Here is a 16,831-nt window from a genome sequence, read left to right on the forward strand (position 1 = left end):
ATTACTACTTGCGGTTAAACCTGAGAAGCTTACCACACCATTTGATGCTGTTTGAGGTAAAGTTCCTCCCAATGTCCATGTTCCATTTCCGGTAGCAGATGCATCAACTTGTGTTGCATCATCAGAATCGCAATTGTTATCGTACTGATCTTTCAGTTGAAGAACAGGCTGTGTTGCCAGTACTGCACCATTTGTAGCAGGCGATGTTGGCTGAGTGGTAATGGTGAATTTTGCAGCCGCTCCATGACCAATGGTCTGTGAAACAGTTGCATCATTATAACCTGTAACATAAATTATCAAATCTGCGGTGGCAGGCGTTTGTAATATAGCCTGTAGAGAAGGATCGAAAGTTATCGTATTGGCATCAGCATCCACCGTATAAACACCTACTGCATCTAGTTTAACGCTATTGTAAAAAATAGAATCAATACTAGTCTCCCAAGTTGCGTCATCAACATATGAAACAATAAATGGATTATCAACGGTTGCATTTGAGTCAGGTGTTAAAACCGGAGGAGTAGTTTGAGCGAATAAAATAACAGTAGAAAATACCCATAGGTATCCCAGGAGTAAATATTTTTTCATAGCATAGGACTTTTGATAACTAACAGCTTGAGTAAACCAAAGTATATACCAAACCTCCTATATTCTTGTTATATTGACACTTAAGTGTTTTTACCCATTTATAGAATTCATCTACGTTTTTGGAGAAAATAGGATGCATTAATCCTGAAAGTATTGAATTCCCTATTTTCTTTTAATATTTCTTAATAAATTCCTTTAATGGAAGAATTATCCGATTGTGGATAAAAAAAGCTGACCTTCAAGATCAGCTTTTCAATATTATAATCCAAATGACTTTTCTAACAAGTCTTCTGTATCTTTTTCTTCTATTTCGTCCTCTTCTTGCTTATATTTCTGATGTCGAATCTTAAAATCTCTTGAGTAATTAATCAGGAGAGTTCCTCTATTCTCAAATCCTCCAAATGCTGATATTCTCTTAAAATAATAAGCTGATTGTAGCATCTCAACATCCATTTCATTCATATTTTCTGGGAAATCGGTTCCAAACCTACTTGCTGCCAACGAAAAGAATCTACAAATATCATATGCTCTGAAACTAAAATCACTTGGTTCACTCATAAACCTATTTCTAAATTTACTTACAAAATCATTGATTTTTGCTTCTTTATAATCAACAAAATAAGGACTGAGCAAAGAAAAATTTAAATTGTAAAAATAATCAGCCTCAAGACTTGTATACCTTTGCCATTTTGAGAATCCTACCAAGCGTATCGCATATCTTTGACTCAACACATTTAAGTTGGTAATGATATTCTCTACCCATGGTTGATCATTCGAAGGTAAAACCACAATATTTTCACAAGAATCGCACAGGGTAGCCTCTAAACCATATCGACCATATTCATCAAATGAAATTTTCTTATAAGATACTTCATCGGTTTTCCAATACAATCCTTTTTCGAACAGTTGATGTTCAATATCCTTGATCACCTTTGCTTCATTTAAATGCTTATATCTTTGGGGATGTACAACAACAATATTCTTGTACTCAAAATCCTCGCTAACATAATTTGAAATTTGACGACATATTGAATTCAATGAAGTATTTAATTGTATCACAAAAGGATTCGAATTGATTTGAGGATTTTTTGCAGACAAAGGAGAAATGATAGGTATTTTCTTTACTCTTGCAAAATCAGCAGCTATTTCAAATGTATTCGGATACACAGGACCAATCCAATAATCAAAATCAATAAATTGAATTTGCGATAAAGTTCTTTTTAATTTTTCAGGATCGCGTTCCGTATCGAAAACATGCAAATCCACGGACAAACCTTCCTTCTGCAAAGAATCTACAGCCAGTAATACGCCTTGATAGAAACGAATAAACTCTTGGGAATTGCGATAGATAACGCGAGGTTCTCTTTCCGTAACAATTTCAATGGTATCTTTATAAGTTATAATCTGGTTTATTGTATCATTGGCTTCAAGGTACAATGGCAAAAACAAACCAACACTTACTTTTGTTTTGGAAATTTCCTGTTTCACCTTCTCAACCTGCATGGTATCCAGAACAACCAACTCCTCTTTAATTGTATCCTTAGGTGTTTTTTTCACCTCAAAATATTCAGGTGGAACCAAATAACGTGGAATTCTTACCCAATCACCAGGTTGTAAAATTTTGCTCTTTACTTGTGGATTCAATTTTCGAAGTTTTTTTTGCTTCATCTTAAACTCGTTAGCAATAGAAAACTGCGTATCCCCTGGTTTAATAACGTAATAGTAATATTTTTTATCGTGCTGTGGAATGCTTGATTCCTTAACTTCTTTTTGTTGTTGATTTTTGGGGATTTTTACCACAGAATTCAACGGTAAAGACTGCTTACTTCCTGGATTTTCATCCTCAATGGAAGACATTGACACATGATACTCTTTCGAAAGAGAATAAACCGTATCATCTTTCTTTACAACATGATAGATATATCTATCATCCTCTTTCTTAACAATAATGGGTATAATAGCCTTTTTTCCCTCAATAAAAGGTATTCGCAACACTTCATTAATACTTACTGTTGCCTGACTTTTGCCATTAACTTCCATAAGCTCACTAAGCGCGACACCGTAAGCTTTAGAAATAGAAAATAAAGTTTGTTTTTCTTTTACAATATGCAAAAGATAAGTTTTACCACTAACAACTACCTTATTTTTAGATATTTCAACTGTAGTATTCTGTGAATAGGTAAAATTAATAGTCCCCCAAAAAAGACCAATCAAGAAAAAGATGCGAAGAAAACAATTCATTAAATATTTGTTTTTCAAACGTTTATAGTTCATTCAAATTGCAAACAAAAATACTAAAGTATGCTTTGAAAACAAAATATATACAAGAATTGCGCCACAGAAAAAATAAAATCGAAGTTGAATACACCAACTCCGATTATAAATTTAACACATAAAGTGACTGTAAATTAGTTTTCTACAAGAACAAATTCATCATATTCAATCTCAAACTTCAATTTTTGTCGCGCTTCCTCATTTGCCAATGCTAAAAATGTTTCTCTACATTCTTTATTTACCGCAACCTCTGACATCTCCAAATAGAATTTGAACTTATCTTTTTCCTTTTTCATAGCAAGAATCAATGCCTCCTGATATGATAGATCGTTTTTTTTACAATCAATATCCTCTAGCGATCCTGCAATTTTCATATCCTGCACTTCATCCACATCGAACTCCACCTTAAGATCCTTCATTTTTTCAAGTCTTAACATTCTTGCGGTTTTTTCAAGCGCAATATTCATAAACAATTGCCTTACATTCTTCCTATCCATTCGCTCAGCCAAATCCGAGTAAAACTCAATTTCGTTCATTTCACTATCAATCGCATAATCGATTATTTCCTCAAAAGTTCTAAAAATCTTCATCTAACCTACTATTTTGATATTTACACCCCTATTAATTCAACCAATCAATTTATTTTTAAAAAGTATTAAATCAATAAGTTACGAAATAATTGTTTCGATGTCAAAAAGATTGTTTGCTTTTAAGATGCAATAATCCTAAGATATATAATTCCACTCTTATCCCTCGGCTAAAAAATCTATATGTTGTCCGTAATATGACTAACTTCTGCTCCTGATATTAATGGAAAGGTAATGGAAGCAATGGTTGACGATGTGATTACAAATCAGCATAAAAACTAAAGCTGATTAAGAAACAAACTTGAATTTTCCTTTTCGAATAAAACCAATCCTGAAGTATACAATAAAAAAGCCGTAGCTATTGCTACGGCTTTCTTCTATATCTTATCAAATTCTAGTTCTCAGTAAGAATATTGTTGTCATACTCAACCTCGAAACGTAGCTTATGCTTTGCCTCTTCTTGAGCCAACATTAAAAACATATCGCGTGAAGCAGAATCTGAAGCAGCAGCAGCCAAATCATTGTATAATTTGAAAGCAGCTTTCTCCTTTTTCATTGCAATGGTTAAAGCTTCCTGGTAGGTAATGTTTGTCTTTTCAGTATCAACATCTACCAAGTAATCACCAATTTTTAAATCAGCAACTTTCTCCTCAGAAACTTTGTACTCTTTACCATTTTTAATGGCTTCCAATTTAGCTCTATGTCCGATTTCTTCCAAAGCATATTGTTCGAAAGTATCTTTCATTTCCTGATGTTCCATTTTTTCTGCAAGTGCAGTATAAAAATCAGCTGCCATTTGTTCTTCGTTAATGGCAAAATCTAAAATATCCTCAAGTGAATTAAATTCTTTCATAATGATCTATTCTTTATTGTTCCACTTTTTTAGACAAATATTTCTCTTTTAAATAAGTATCCATATTGGCAGCAGCCTTACGACCATCACCCATAGCAAGAATTACAGTAGCTCCACCACGAACAATATCACCACCTGCAAACACTTCTGGAATTGACGATTGCATTTTATCCTTAACCACCTCAATAGTTCCCCATTTAGAAACTTCCAATCCTTCAACAGAGTTTGGAATCAATGGGTTTGGAGATACACCAACAGCCACAACCACAACAGTTGCATCAATAGTATATTCTGAACCTTCCATTGGAATAGGTCTTCTACGTCCTGAAGCATCAGGCTCTCCCAATTCCATTTTCTGAACTTTAACTTGTTTTACACGACCGTTTTCGTCAGCAATGTATTCAATAGGGTTTGTAAGCGTTAAGAACTCAACACCTTCTTGTTTTGCATGGTGAACCTCTTCAACACGCGCTGGCATTTCTTCTTCAGAACGACGATAAACAATCATGGCATTTTCTGCACCCAAACGTTTTGCAGTACGAACCGAGTCCATTGCAGTGTTACCACCACCCACTACAACTACGTTTTTACCACGAAGTACAGGAGTATCTGAATCTTCAGAATCAGCACCCATCAAGTTTACACGAGTAAGATATTCGTTTGATGATAGGATACCATTTGCATTTTCTCCCGGAATATTCATGAATCTTGGCAAACCTGCTCCTGATCCAACATAAAATGCTTTGAAACCTTCCCCTTTTAAATCTTCAAGAGTAGCTGTTTGTCCAACAATGTAGTTGGTGATAAACTTAACCCCCATATTACGCAAGTTGTCAATTTCAACATCAACAACTGCATTTGGCAAACGGAATTCAGGAATACCATATTTTAATACACCACCGATTTCGTGCAATGCTTCAAATACAGTTACATCATATCCCAATTTTGCCATATCACCAGCAAATGACAATCCTGATGGACCTGAACCAATAACAGCCACTTTAATGCCATTTGATTCTGCGCATTCAGGTACGGCAATTTCACCAGATTCTCTCTCCCAGTCAGCAGCAAAACGTTCCAAATAACCAATAGCTACCGATGGTTGGTTCAATTTCTCTACATAAAAACACTTTTGCTCGCACTGAACTTCCTGTGGACAAACACGACCACAAACTGCAGGCAATGCACTAGTTTCTTTTAATACAGAAGCAGCTTTTCCAAACTCACCTCTTTCAATATTTTTAATGAACTTAGGAATGTTAATGCTTACCGGACATCCTTCCATACAAGTAGGATTCACACAGTCCATACAACGCATAGCTTCTTGAACTGCCTGTTCCGCACTTAATCCTTTATTTACTTCAATTCTTTGTGATTTAATACGCTCGTTAGGATCTTGCTCTGACATTTTGACCCTTTCAATAGCCATACGATCTTTGGCTTTTGTTTTCTTTTGGAGTTCAACTCTCCACTCTTTTTTGCGCTCGTTTTTTATATACTCTTCAGACCTTTCCATTGTCCTGGTTTTGTTATTGTTATTTGATTATTCCTGAAAATGATCCATTTTATCCTGCTCTTCAGTCTTGTATCCACCAAGTCTCGACATCATTTCATCAAAATCGATTTTATGAGCATCGAATTCAGGTCCATCTACACAAGTAAATTTAGTTTTACCATCAACAGTAACACGACATGCACCGCACATTCCAGTACCATCAACCATAATACTATTTAAACTTGCCATAGTTGGAATTTCATACTTTTTGGTTAGAAGCGAACAGAACTTCATCATAATAGCTGGACCAATGGTAATACACTCGTTAATTTTTTCACGTTGTATTACTTCTTCCATACCTTCTGTAATCAAACCTTTTTTTCCGTATGATCCGTCATCAGTCATAATGATCACCTCATCGGAATGTTTGCGCATCTCATCTTCTAAAATCAGAAGATCTTTATTTCGCGCAGCAAGAACAGTTATTACCTTATTTCCCGCTTTCTTATATCCTTCTACAATTGGTAATAGTGGAGCAACTCCTACACCACCACCGCAGCAAAGCACAGTGCCTACATTGTGAATCTCGGTTGGTTTACCAAGTGGACCAACTAAATCTGTAACGTAGTCACCTACTTCAAGAGCACATAACTTTTTAGAAGAAACACCCATTTTTTGTACAATCATGGTAATGGTTCCTTTCTTAACATCTGCACCTGCAATGGTCAGAGGAATTCGTTCTCCTTTTTCGCCAACTCTTACAATAACAAAATTACCTGGTTTGCGTGCTTTAGCAATTAAAGGAGCTTCAACTACAAGTTTTACTACTTTTTCTGAAAAATCTTCTTTTTCAACGATCTTGTTCATTACGTTTTTTAATAAATGAATGAAAAAACAAAACAAAAACTGATTTATTAATAAATGGAACTCGCTTATTCGCAATCGTTTCCAACATTAATAATCAGTACTTATTTCTATTCCAAATGTAAAAAGAAGTGGCATACCTACTAAACTAAAAAAGTATTTTTAAACAGTTTTTTACTTTAGGATAAATGTAATTAAACCCTTAGATTCTCAGCCTTTTCATTTATCACCTCTTCCTGCATTTAATCAATTTGTAAAATATAGCATTACAACTACTTATGCAAAAAATACGGAAGTAATTCCATTCCTTATCTCCAATCAAGAATAAGTCGAGATTAGAAAACGAAAAAAAACTTCTTTATCACTTTTTTTATGAAAAGATTTTTAATCAAAAAGTTTATTTGCTTTAATCTGAAAAAGAAGAATAAAATGAATGCACTTATAAGAAATGTTTGTTTGAAAATGTGCTATCCTTTTCATTATTGAAATGAGAAACTTCTTTTTAGATTAATGTGCTAAATCTATATGGTCCAAAATTTGCAATCTGCATTAGATGTGGCTCTGAAATTCCAATTGGTATAATCATGATTATACCTGAAAGTAAAAAGTGTGTTCGCTGTGCAAGCAGGTAATTATTCCCTAACTTTAATAGTGATAACATCTTTCATCTAACTCAAACTTTTTAAAAATGTGTGACAGTTGCTATTTTTCCGGAATTGGAATGAACATCATGATCGTTTTCTCGATTTTGATTTTCCTTTTGCCATTGATCGCTTTAATAGATATTGTTAGAAATGAATTTACAAACTCGAACAAACTAATCTGGGTTCTGGTAGTATTGCTATTCCCATTTTTTGGTCCAATTCTTTATTTTATATTTGGACTGAAACAAAAGATTAGAAAATAAAGCATGATTACCTCAGTTCTATTTAATATTTGGCTACTACTTAAAATAGTAGCCATTCTTCTGCCAATTGTTGCAATAGTAGATATCCTCAAAAGAAAATTACTGGGAATCGACAAATTGATTTGGATTCTACTGGTAATCTTCCTTCCAATTATTGGCTCCATTATCTATTTTTACGACCGCATAAAACATCGAAAGAGAAAATAGGTATCTTTGCAGTTAGCAGTTATAAAGTTCAGAAATGAATAACCTTCTGCAGACTTTATACTTATTACTTTAAACTTTATCCTTTTTTGTTATGGCTAAAAAGAAAAAAAATATCGTGTATTCCACGAACCCTGATTATGAGTATGAATATGAAGAAAATTTTGTAGAGGAAACGCTTCCTCCTAATCAGCAAAAATTAAAGGTAATGCTTGACAAAAAGCAACGCAAAGGAAAAGCGGTTACTTTAGTTGAAGGTTTTGTGGGAGATCCTGATGATCTAAAAGAATTGGGAAAAATGCTAAAATCGAAATGTGGTGTCGGTGGTTCTGTTAAGGATGGAGAAATTCTGATTCAAGGTGATCATCGTGATAAAATCATGGATATCCTAAAATCAGAAGGTTACCAGGCAAAGCGTGTTGGTGGATGATTTCAATGATTGTTATAGAGACGCACGGCCGTGCGTCTGTACATCATGCAAATATAAAACCCCCGAAATCCAAAAATTTCGGGGGTTTATTATATTATTTTTTCTCAAAGCTTATACCGATTTGTTTCTAAAATGCCGCATTGCTTCGCTTCACTCCCATTGCGCCTTTAGAAATCCATCGGCATAATACCTAAGACATTTTATCATCAAAATGGTATTAAATTTCTTTCAAACAAGCTGCGATATTCTTTTCAATTCTATCTTTAACACCTGTTGCTTCAGCCTTAACGAATTTCTCACCAATAATTTGCTCATACAACTCGATGTAGCGCTCAGAAATTTGATTAATTCTTTCTTCATCCATTTCAGGAACTACTTGTCCTTCCTTACCTTGGAATCCATTTTCCATTAACCACTCGCGAACGAACTCTTTTGACAATTGCTTTTGAGCTTCGCCATTTGCCAAACGTTCTTCGTAACCTTCTGTATAGAAATAACGTGATGAATCAGGAGTATGAATTTCGTCAATCAAGTAGATTTTACCATCTTTCTTACCAAACTCATATTTGGTATCCACCAAAATCAAACCTTTTTCAGCAGCAATCTCAGTACCCCTTTGGAACAATGCCATTGTGTACTTCTCAAGCATTTCGTAATCTTCTTTGCTTACGATTCCCTTCTCCAAGATTTCTTCTCTTGAAATGTCCTCATCGTGACCTTCTAAAGCTTTGGTAGTTGGTGTAATAATTGGCTTTTCGAACTTTTGGTTTTCAACCATTCCTTCAGGAAGTGGCACACCACATAATGTTCTTTTACCAGCCTTGTATTCTCTCCAAGCATGTCCTGTTAGGTAACCACGAATTACCATTTCAACCATAAATGGCTCTGCCAAATGACCAATAGTTACCATTGGGTCTGGAGTAGCAATTTTCCAGTTTGGAACAATATCTGCAGTTGCATCTAAGAAGCGTTCTGCAATTTGGTTTAAAACCTGACCTTTAAAAGGAATTCCTTTAGGCAATACAACATCAAATGCTGAAATACGATCCGAAACAACCATTGCAAGATATTCGTCGTTGATATTATAAACGTCTCTTACCTTACCCTTGTAAACATTTTTCTGATTCGGAAAATTAAAATCTGTTTTAACAATAGCTTCTTTCATTGCTCCAAAAAATTCAAATAATTTATAAAACGGTTTAATTTTAACTAACAGCCATAAGCCAATAGTTATTTTTAACTTGTTGCGAATATATGGAAATCTAAAATTGTATAAAAGAACATTTGTCGAATTTGTTACAGAAAAATAAGCTTCAAATTTCAAACATCAAATTTTAAAAGACAACAAACATTTACAAGCATCCAGTTACATGCTACAAGCCTCAAGTTTCAGAGCGCAACTGAATAGATAACAACTATCTACTCTTCCTTTTTTTCCTCCTCCAGCTTTCTCTCTTTTATTTTTTGTTCTAGTCTTTCATCCTCCTTCTCGTAAGCGGCAACAATTTCCTTTACCAATCGGTGGCGAATGATATCCGAGCTATCGAACTCAACCATAGCTATTCCTTTGATCTTCCGAAGAATCCTGAATGCCTGAATCAAACCAGATTGTTGCTTGCGCGGCAAATCAATCTGGGTGATATCACCTGTAATCATAAATTTGCCACTGGTTCCCATACGAGTTAAGAACATCTTAAGCTGCTTGGTAGTTGTATTTTGAGCCTCATCCAATATCACAAAAGCATCATTTAAGGTTCTACCACGCATGTACGCCAAAGGAGCAATTTGAATGACCTCAGCTTCCAAATAATCAGCTAGTTTTCTAGGTGGAATCATATCCAGCAAAGCATCGTAAAGTGGTTGCAAATATGGATCAATCTTTTCCTTCAAATCACCAGGAAGGAATCCAAGGTTTTCTCCCGCCTCAACCGCCGGACGGCTCAGAATAATACGTTTTACTTCTTGATTGCGCAGGGCTTTAACCGCCAAGGCAATTGCTGTATAAGTTTTACCCGATCCTGCAGGACCTACGGCAAACACCATATCGTTTTTTGCTGTTTTTTCTACCAGCTTGCGCTGATTGGTTGTTTTAGCACGAATAATTTTCCCGTTATTTCCAAAAATAATTACACTTTCAGGATCATCAGGGTCTTGAATTCCCGGATTATTTTCAAGAATTATTCTTTTGATATTAGAAAGAGTAAGAACATTGTATTGATTGTAATGTTGAATCAACAAATTGATTTTTTCCTCGAATACTTCAAGTATTTTTTCCTCTCCACTTGCGATGATTTCATTTCCTCGGCCAACAATTTTAAGCTTCGGAAACATCTCTCTTACAACTTCAAATTTTGCATTGTTAATTCCATAAAATTCAAGAGGGTCAATTACCCCTAAAGATATACTCTTTTCTATCATATAGTTCTTTCAATATTCATTACATTTGAGCTCCCAAATTAGTTATTAATTCTGATTTGTGAACCGATTATATGTGAAAATTTAGCAAATAAAATTCCCATGATTATTCGTTTTGTGAAACTTGAAATTCTTCCTAAACACATCAACGCTTTTAAAGAGCTAACCGAAAACGAAAAAGCTGATATCTTGGCCTTCGAAGGATGTTCCTACCTTCAGGTTTTACAGGATCAAAACAACCCTTCCATCTTCTTTACGGTAAGTCATTGGGAATCCGAATTGGCATTAAACATTTACCGTGAATCCGATTTTTTCCGTGGCAATTGGAGCCAGGTAAAACAATGGTTTGCCAATAAACCCCAAGCATGGAGTATGAAGGACGCCAATAACATCCAGTAGATTCACAACGGAACTTGATTCAGAAAAAGACCAACAAAAAATTACCGTTCCAAGTACAAATAAAGTCGAATAGTCCCTCTGTCTAATAGTCAAAGGTCATTCCTTATTAATAACTATTACTGGTTGTTTTTCACTACCTATAATTTTCCTAAAATACATCTCCCAACTTGGGGAAACCCCAATCTATTTTTTAAGCCCCTTCCAAGATGGAAAGCACTTTATTTTTTCAATTTGCGTTTTCCCATCTTGGGGAAGGCATTATTTTTCAGATTGGGCTTTTCCCAAACTGGGAAAGCTATTCTTTTTTTCATTTTAAACTTTCCCAGCTTGGGGAAGCTCTCTTTTTTTTAAACAAGGGTTCCCCAGTTTGGGGAAGGCGTTTTTTTTTCAAAACCTGCTTCCCCAAAATAGAGTTTTAAATATATTTTTCATTGATTATAATTCCTAACACCACTTACTACTCCTCAATAAATCATTGCTCATCCATTCGCTATTTTTAAACTGAAAGATAAATTTTACCCATTTAATGGTCCTTTTTTCCTGACTAATACATTTTTTAATCAAATTTTTATTTAACTACACCTTATTATTGTAATATTTTTAATACATTAGTTTTGACATAAAACTTTAACCTACAAACTAAAACCCATATTTTATGTATTCAAAAATTAATTTTCACAACCTCCAAAACCTGGAGTTAATTCAATTCATTAAGTCATTTCTTGAGATTATTTCTAAAGCAAACCCCGAGCTACTTAAGGTAAAAGCCCAATACGATGCTTTGTTAGCCATTTTTAATGAAATGGACGCATTCTACAACCCAGAATTGGCCAACAAACTAACCAAGCTGGTTCAAGAATTAGATGGAAAAAGAGACCAAGCATTGTCAGGTATTATTGATGCATTAGAAGCTTATCTGAAGCATTACGACCCTGCCATGAGTTTGGCTGCCGAAAACCTACTTAATTCTATTGACAATTACGGCGACCAAATTGCTACTTACAATTACATTAAAGAGACCAGTACCATCAGAAAGATTTGTACTCAATGGAAAAACGATGATGCACTTGCACAGGCTCTAACCAAGCTGAATCTAAGTCCTTGGGCGAACAAATTGGAGGAATTCAACACTCAATTCGAAATACAATATATGGAGCGCATGGAATTGGATGCCAAATCGCCTGAAATTACCATGGTTGAATACCGCCAGAAATGCTACGATGCCTATAAAGCCGTATTAAAATATATGGAAGCCAATGCTTTGTTAAACGGCGCAGAAGCTTACACCGAAGTAAACAAGAACATCAATCAGATGATTGAAAAATACAACCTGGTAATTAAATCCAGAATCAGCAAAAAAGACGAAACTGAAGTTCCTGAAGAGTCAACTTCCGTAGATTAGTAATAATTACTTACATGCAATTTGGAACTACCCCGAGAGGGGTAGTTTTTTCTAAATTGTACAGATATATTCTATAAAGAACCTAATAATAAACTTTAGATAACAACAATTAGTTCTTACTTAACCCCATGTAAAAATGATCATAGAGAGAAAGATTAAAACATTTGATGATTTTTCAGTTGATAGCTTTGTATCAACTGAAAAATTAATAAAGCTTTTAAAGAAAAGAAATAATTTCAAAGATGAACTCTTAGAGCTTTTCGAAATTGACACTAACAAGCCAACAGAAATTCATGTTGGTAATGCAAAATCACTTATTGATTCATTAATTCAAATAGATGAAAAATGTGAGAAAATAGATCTAAATGTAGATATGAAAGATATACATCTACAAAAAATGTTAAAAGGAGAAAAAGCAATTTTTGAAATATTCTCCATTGATGACGAACAAATTATCAACAAAATAAAATCAGACAAGTTAACTGTAGAAACGAGATATTCGTCAAAAATGGAACTTCTAGATTATTTTCAGTTCAACAGGTTTGCAAATTATTGTAGAGATAGAGAATATTATGATCTGATAGACGTAATTAAAGATTATCTAAATTCAAAAAATCAAAAAAATCAAGACCAAAAGAGTATAAGATTAGTTGAAAAATTCGATAATAATAAATTTTATTTGCGAGCAATTACTTCAACAAATGGATATAAAGATTTTGGATTAAACTTCTCAGTTTTTGTTGCCTTGATGTCTCTTGATAGTTATACTAAGCAATCAGGAATAGAGACATATATTTCTAGTTATTTTGTTGATGAGTCAAGTCTTTACGTAACTTTTGCATTGAATGATAAAATTAAAGTAGATGACAATCTTGAAATAATGTTTGAACTAATACTTGAAAATGATGAAATCAAAAGAAATTCTGTTTCATTCAATGGTATGTTCAAGCTTATATATTCAAATAATAAATCTGAAAGTGAAATTTTCATAAAACCTAGAGGCTACAAAAAGGAAAATAAAAAGCCTACAGATCTTTTAACTTACCAACATAGAGGCAAAGTTGAAAATGTATTAAATGATATTTCTGAACTACCTAAATTAATAGACTTTTATATAGAGCAAGTTTGTGAAGATGCTCAAAGAATTACAAAATTTCAAAACCCAGATCATATTAGAAGATTCCTAAGTAGCAGTATCAAACGAGCACAAAAAACTGAATTCCTAAAATATAAAGATAAAATCTATAAAAAGTTAATTAATATCAAAGTTGATAATACTTTTAAATTATTTGAACTTCTAAGAGAAGTAGAAGAATTATTTGAAACAGAAGATATTGTTTCACGAGACTATTGGCGAACAAGAATTTATGAAGCAATGATAAATGGCAAATAAATACAGCACCAAATACTTCCCTATACTTATACCCATCAAAATCAAACCTCCAATAAAACTTTGGTGGGTATATTTTATATCTTAGTACAACAAAACTAACCCTTACCCAAATGATACTAACCTATAAAACCGAACGTCTTCCCCTTAACTTTTTTATGCTGGGCATTACCTTACTTATAATCGGGATTGCCTTAACCATTAGCGAAACTTACCAAGGAATCGCGGCTATTATTCTCTCCATTCCTTTCTTATTTACCCATTCGGGTTTACTAATAGATGCTGAAAATAGGCGATTCCAGAAATACACAGGCTTGTTGGGTTTGCGTTTGGGCTCCTGGACTGATTTATCGAAAGCTACACACTTGCAAATTATTCACACACGTGAAACCAAAGGAATGGCAGTACTTTCCATAGCTCGAAACGAAACCAATGTGGTACAAAAACTTCTGCTTATGATGCCACATGAAAGAATTGTTCTGCTATCGGACACACAGGAAAAACTGGAACCTATGGCAAAAGAAATTGCAGAGGAATTGAAGTTAGAATTAAAATTTCCGAAGAGTTAACCACAAAGGAGAACAAAGGAGTTTCACAAAGGCACACAAAGAGAATAAAACTCGAAATTAACATCATCACACAAACTCAGTCCGAGTATTTAAGGATAACAGCTTTGTGTTACTTTGTGAAAAACCTTAGTGTGTACTTCATGGTAAAATATCTACTTTAAAATACTTATATTTTTTACCTTTGATTTCGATTATCAAATACTCAAGTATGGACAGAAAACTACAAGCCTTTGAGCGCTTATTGGATATAATGGATCAACTTCGAGAAGGTTGTCCCTGGGATAGAAAACAAACCTTCGAAAGTCTTAGAACCCTTACCATTGAAGAAACCTACGAGTTGGCAGACTCCATTCTTAAAGGAGATAAGCAAGAAATTAAAAAGGAACTGGGCGATATTTTGCTTCACATCGTGTTTTACGCAAAAATTGGTTCGGAAACCAACGATTTCGACATTGCCGATGTTTGCGATGCCATTAGCGAAAAGCTGATTTATCGTCACCCACACATTTTTAGTAATACCAAAGTTGCCGATGCCAAAGAAGTGGAAGAAAACTGGGAACAGTTGAAGCTAAAGGAAAAAGGTGGCAACAAATCGGTACTCGAAGGGGTTCCTCAGTCTCTACCTGCCCTGGTAAAAGCAAACCGCATTCAGGATAAAGTACGTGGTGTTGGTTTCGATTGGGACGAAAAAGAACAGGTATGGGAAAAGGTGAAAGAGGAAGTTAGTGAGGTGGAAAGTGAAATCCGTAAAGGCGATCAGGATAAGATGGAGCAAGAATTTGGCGATTTGTTCTTCTCTTTAATCAATGCTGCGCGTTTGTATGGTGTTAATCCTGAGAATGCTTTGGAAAGAACCAACCAGAAGTTCATGAAACGATTCAATTACCTGGAAAGTAAGACGATAAAACAGGGTCGAAACCTAAAAGAGATGAATCTGGAAGAAATGGATGAAATTTGGGAAGAGGCAAAGCAATTTGATAAGTAAGAGCTTCAAGTTACAAGATTCAAGCTACAAGCAAAACAGCGCTAAATTGAATTAACAATTTAGCGCTATTTTTTGTTTTAAAACTTTAACTTTAGACTTAAACACTTTTAACTTTCTCTATGAACATTCTTCAAATCATACCGGGCTCGGGTGGCAGCTTTTATTGCGGCAATTGCTTGCGCGATGACAAATTCTATTTGGCAATGAAAAAACAAGGACATCAGGTAACCAAATTGCCCATGTACCTTCCCCTGTTTTCCGATGAACATGATCTGAATGAAATTCCTGTTTTTTATGGAGCCATCAGCATTTATTTGAAGCAGCTCTACCCTATTTTCCAGAAAGCTCCTGCCTGGGTAGACAAACTACTTAACTCGAAACCCATGCTTAAATTGGCTGCGAGTATGGCGGGCTCTACCAGTGCTAAAGGATTGGAAGAGATGACCATATCCATGCTAATGGGTGAAGAAGGAAAGCAAAAAGAAGAGCTGCACAGAATGGTAAGTTGGATGGCTGAACATCTGCAACCAGATGTAATTCACTTATCAAATGCACTGTTGCTTGGCTTGGCGCCAAAACTACGAGAAGAATTTCCCGATGCTGTAATTGTTTGCTCCTTGCAAGACGAAGATGTTTGGGTGGATGCCATGAATGATTCATTCAGAAACAAAATCTGGAAATTAATGAGTGAGAAAGCCCAAGCTGTTGATGGCTTTATTGCAGTTTCCAATTTTTATGCAAAAGTATCTTTGGAGAAGATGGATATCCCAGAAAGTAAAGTCTTCATCAATCATCTGGGTGTTGAACCAAGCGAATACAGGGTAAAAGCATTTGAACAAAAACAAAGAAATATCGGATACATCTCAAGAATGTGTAAAGCCAATGGCTTCGACATCATGGTAGATGCATTTACCCTTTTGAAGCAAGACAAGGAATTCGAAGATGTTCGACTTGTTCTTACAGGAGGATCTACCGGTGATGATAAAGGCATATTGAAAGAAACAGAGAAAAAGCTTAAAAATGCCAAACTTTGGAATGATGTGGAATTCCATGAAGATTTCGATGGAAGTGGACGTCATGATTTTTTTAGCAAAGTACAAATGATATCTGTTCCAGTACGCAATGGTGAAGCTTTTGGCTTGTATCTATTGGAAAGTATGGCATCAGGTGTACCAGTAGTTCAACCCAAGCTGGGAGCATTCCCTGAAATTGTTGATAAATCGAAGGGCGGAATCATTTACGAGCACAATACCAAAGAAGAACTTTGCGATGCTTTAAAAAGTTTGTTAAGAGATCAGGATCAATTGAAACAACTGTCTGTTGATTGTAGAAATGGTGTAGAAAATGAGTTCCACATCGCAAATCAGACAAAAAACCTTCTGAATATTTACAATCAATTAAAAATAAATTAGCTTGTGATACATGACTAATTTATAGCTTCCTATTGGAAAACAAGAAAAAGCTTTTACACC

17 protein-coding genes are annotated in these 16,831 nt (G+C 34.7%); 9 read left to right on the forward strand and 8 right to left on the reverse strand.

The annotated features are described in order from the left end of the window. The 6 genes from JCM15579_RS17740 to JCM15579_RS20985 all read right to left on the reverse strand — a co-directional run. On the reverse strand, positions 1-585 hold a 585-nt coding region (locus JCM15579_RS17740; RefSeq protein WP_218186226.1), incomplete at its 3' end, for a hemoblobin-interacting domain-containing protein. 258 nt (positions 586-843) lie between these two features. Next, complete coding sequence (locus JCM15579_RS17745) at positions 844-2,826, reverse strand: LysM peptidoglycan-binding domain-containing protein (protein WP_054722280.1); 1,983 nt, start codon at positions 2,824-2,826, stop codon at positions 844-846. Between the two features lie 167 nt (positions 2,827-2,993). Further along, complete coding sequence (locus JCM15579_RS17750; protein WP_054722282.1) at positions 2,994-3,449, reverse strand: ferritin family protein; 456 nt, start codon at positions 3,447-3,449, stop codon at positions 2,994-2,996. Positions 3,450-3,840: 391 nt separating this feature from the next. Then, complete coding sequence (locus JCM15579_RS17755) at positions 3,841-4,299, reverse strand: ferritin family protein (RefSeq protein ID WP_054722284.1); 459 nt, start codon at positions 4,297-4,299, stop codon at positions 3,841-3,843. A 13-nt stretch (positions 4,300-4,312) separates the two neighbouring features. Then, positions 4,313-5,815: an NADPH-dependent glutamate synthase gene (gene gltA / locus JCM15579_RS20980; RefSeq protein WP_054722286.1), complete on the reverse strand. Its 1,503-nt coding sequence runs from the start codon at positions 5,813-5,815 to the stop codon at positions 4,313-4,315. Between the two features lie 27 nt (positions 5,816-5,842). Beyond that, complete coding sequence (locus JCM15579_RS20985; RefSeq protein WP_054722288.1) at positions 5,843-6,661, reverse strand: sulfide/dihydroorotate dehydrogenase-like FAD/NAD-binding protein; 819 nt, start codon at positions 6,659-6,661, stop codon at positions 5,843-5,845. A gap of 727 nt (positions 6,662-7,388) precedes the next feature. Between JCM15579_RS20985 and JCM15579_RS22375 the strand changes: the two genes are divergently transcribed. The 3 genes from JCM15579_RS22375 (at position 7,389) to JCM15579_RS17780 (ending at position 8,199) form a co-directional block, all read left to right on the forward strand. After that, positions 7,389-7,565, forward strand: a complete 177-nt coding sequence (locus tag JCM15579_RS22375) for a PLDc N-terminal domain-containing protein (protein ID WP_373280245.1) — start codon at positions 7,389-7,391, stop codon at positions 7,563-7,565. 3 nt (positions 7,566-7,568) lie between these two features. Beyond that, complete coding sequence (locus tag JCM15579_RS22380) at positions 7,569-7,772, forward strand: PLDc N-terminal domain-containing protein (protein ID WP_054722292.1); 204 nt, start codon at positions 7,569-7,571, stop codon at positions 7,770-7,772. A 91-nt stretch (positions 7,773-7,863) separates the two neighbouring features. Further along, complete coding sequence (locus JCM15579_RS17780; protein WP_054722294.1) at positions 7,864-8,199, forward strand: translation initiation factor; 336 nt, start codon at positions 7,864-7,866, stop codon at positions 8,197-8,199. 217 nt (positions 8,200-8,416) lie between these two features. Here the strand turns inward: JCM15579_RS17780 and JCM15579_RS17785 are convergent, their stop codons facing one another. Both JCM15579_RS17785 and JCM15579_RS17790 read right to left on the reverse strand, forming a co-directional pair. Then, a complete protein-coding gene (locus JCM15579_RS17785) occupies positions 8,417-9,364 on the reverse strand; it encodes a phosphoribosylaminoimidazolesuccinocarboxamide synthase (protein ID WP_054722328.1) in 948 nt (315 codons plus the stop codon). Between the two features lie 254 nt (positions 9,365-9,618). Next, a complete protein-coding gene (locus JCM15579_RS17790) occupies positions 9,619-10,617 on the reverse strand; it encodes a PhoH family protein (RefSeq protein ID WP_054722296.1) in 999 nt (332 codons plus the stop codon). A gap of 99 nt (positions 10,618-10,716) precedes the next feature. Here JCM15579_RS17790 and JCM15579_RS17795 point away from each other — a divergent pair, with 99 nt between their 5' ends. From JCM15579_RS17795 to JCM15579_RS17820, 6 genes are all read left to right on the forward strand, one after another. Beyond that, entirely contained in the window at positions 10,717-11,013 is a 297-nt protein-coding gene (locus JCM15579_RS17795; protein ID WP_054722298.1) for a putative quinol monooxygenase, read from the forward strand. Between the two features lie 655 nt (positions 11,014-11,668). Beyond that, the gene (locus tag JCM15579_RS17800) at positions 11,669-12,415 is read left to right on the forward strand and encodes a DUF6261 family protein (RefSeq protein WP_054722300.1); all 747 of its coding nucleotides are present in this window, start codon (positions 11,669-11,671) and stop codon (positions 12,413-12,415) included. Between the two features lie 136 nt (positions 12,416-12,551). Next, positions 12,552-13,808: a hypothetical protein gene (locus JCM15579_RS17805; protein WP_054722302.1), complete on the forward strand. Its 1,257-nt coding sequence runs from the start codon at positions 12,552-12,554 to the stop codon at positions 13,806-13,808. Between the two features lie 110 nt (positions 13,809-13,918). Further along, complete coding sequence (locus tag JCM15579_RS17810; protein WP_157471544.1) at positions 13,919-14,374, forward strand: hypothetical protein; 456 nt, start codon at positions 13,919-13,921, stop codon at positions 14,372-14,374. Positions 14,375-14,582: 208 nt separating this feature from the next. Further along, positions 14,583-15,359 carry a nucleoside triphosphate pyrophosphohydrolase gene (gene mazG, locus JCM15579_RS17815; protein WP_054722306.1) on the forward strand — a complete coding sequence of 259 codons (777 nt, stop codon included), beginning with the start codon at positions 14,583-14,585 and terminating at the stop codon, positions 15,357-15,359. Positions 15,360-15,562: 203 nt separating this feature from the next. Continuing rightward, positions 15,563-16,771, forward strand: coding sequence for a glycosyltransferase family 4 protein (locus JCM15579_RS17820; RefSeq protein WP_172677468.1), 1,209 nt, complete (start codon positions 15,563-15,565; stop codon positions 16,769-16,771). The last annotated feature ends 60 nt before the right edge of the window (positions 16,772-16,831 follow it).

The organism is Marinifilum fragile JCM 15579, from assembly GCF_001310955.1.
GTDB lineage: Bacteria > Bacteroidota > Bacteroidia > Bacteroidales > Marinifilaceae > Marinifilum > Marinifilum fragile.

What these genes read in the sequence shown, in the direction of transcription:
- JCM15579_RS17745 (WP_054722280.1), bottom strand. Translation starts at nt 2,826, where the DNA reads ATGAATTGTTTTCTTCGCATCTTTTTCTTGATTGGTCTTTTTTGGGGG.
- JCM15579_RS17750 (WP_054722282.1), bottom strand. Translation starts at nt 3,449, where the DNA reads ATGAAGATTTTTAGAACTTTTGAGGAAATAATCGATTATGCGATTGAT.
- JCM15579_RS17755 (WP_054722284.1), bottom strand. Translation starts at nt 4,299, where the DNA reads ATGAAAGAATTTAATTCACTTGAGGATATTTTAGATTTTGCCATTAAC.
- gltA (WP_054722286.1), bottom strand. Translation starts at nt 5,815, where the DNA reads ATGGAAAGGTCTGAAGAGTATATAAAAAACGAGCGCAAAAAAGAGTGG.
- JCM15579_RS20985 (WP_054722288.1), bottom strand. Translation starts at nt 6,661, where the DNA reads ATGAACAAGATCGTTGAAAAAGAAGATTTTTCAGAAAAAGTAGTAAAA.
- JCM15579_RS22375 (WP_373280245.1), top strand. Translation starts at nt 7,389, where the DNA reads ATGATCGTTTTCTCGATTTTGATTTTCCTTTTGCCATTGATCGCTTTA.
- JCM15579_RS22380 (WP_054722292.1), top strand. Translation starts at nt 7,569, where the DNA reads ATGATTACCTCAGTTCTATTTAATATTTGGCTACTACTTAAAATAGTA.
- JCM15579_RS17780 (WP_054722294.1), top strand. Translation starts at nt 7,864, where the DNA reads ATGGCTAAAAAGAAAAAAAATATCGTGTATTCCACGAACCCTGATTAT.
- JCM15579_RS17785 (WP_054722328.1), bottom strand. Translation starts at nt 9,364, where the DNA reads ATGAAAGAAGCTATTGTTAAAACAGATTTTAATTTTCCGAATCAGAAA.
- JCM15579_RS17790 (WP_054722296.1), bottom strand. Translation starts at nt 10,617, where the DNA reads ATGATAGAAAAGAGTATATCTTTAGGGGTAATTGACCCTCTTGAATTT.
- JCM15579_RS17795 (WP_054722298.1), top strand. Translation starts at nt 10,717, where the DNA reads ATGATTATTCGTTTTGTGAAACTTGAAATTCTTCCTAAACACATCAAC.
- JCM15579_RS17800 (WP_054722300.1), top strand. Translation starts at nt 11,669, where the DNA reads ATGTATTCAAAAATTAATTTTCACAACCTCCAAAACCTGGAGTTAATT.
- JCM15579_RS17805 (WP_054722302.1), top strand. Translation starts at nt 12,552, where the DNA reads ATGATCATAGAGAGAAAGATTAAAACATTTGATGATTTTTCAGTTGAT.
- JCM15579_RS17810 (WP_157471544.1), top strand. Translation starts at nt 13,919, where the DNA reads ATGATACTAACCTATAAAACCGAACGTCTTCCCCTTAACTTTTTTATG.
- mazG (WP_054722306.1), top strand. Translation starts at nt 14,583, where the DNA reads ATGGACAGAAAACTACAAGCCTTTGAGCGCTTATTGGATATAATGGAT.
- JCM15579_RS17820 (WP_172677468.1), top strand. Translation starts at nt 15,563, where the DNA reads ATGAAAAAACAAGGACATCAGGTAACCAAATTGCCCATGTACCTTCCC.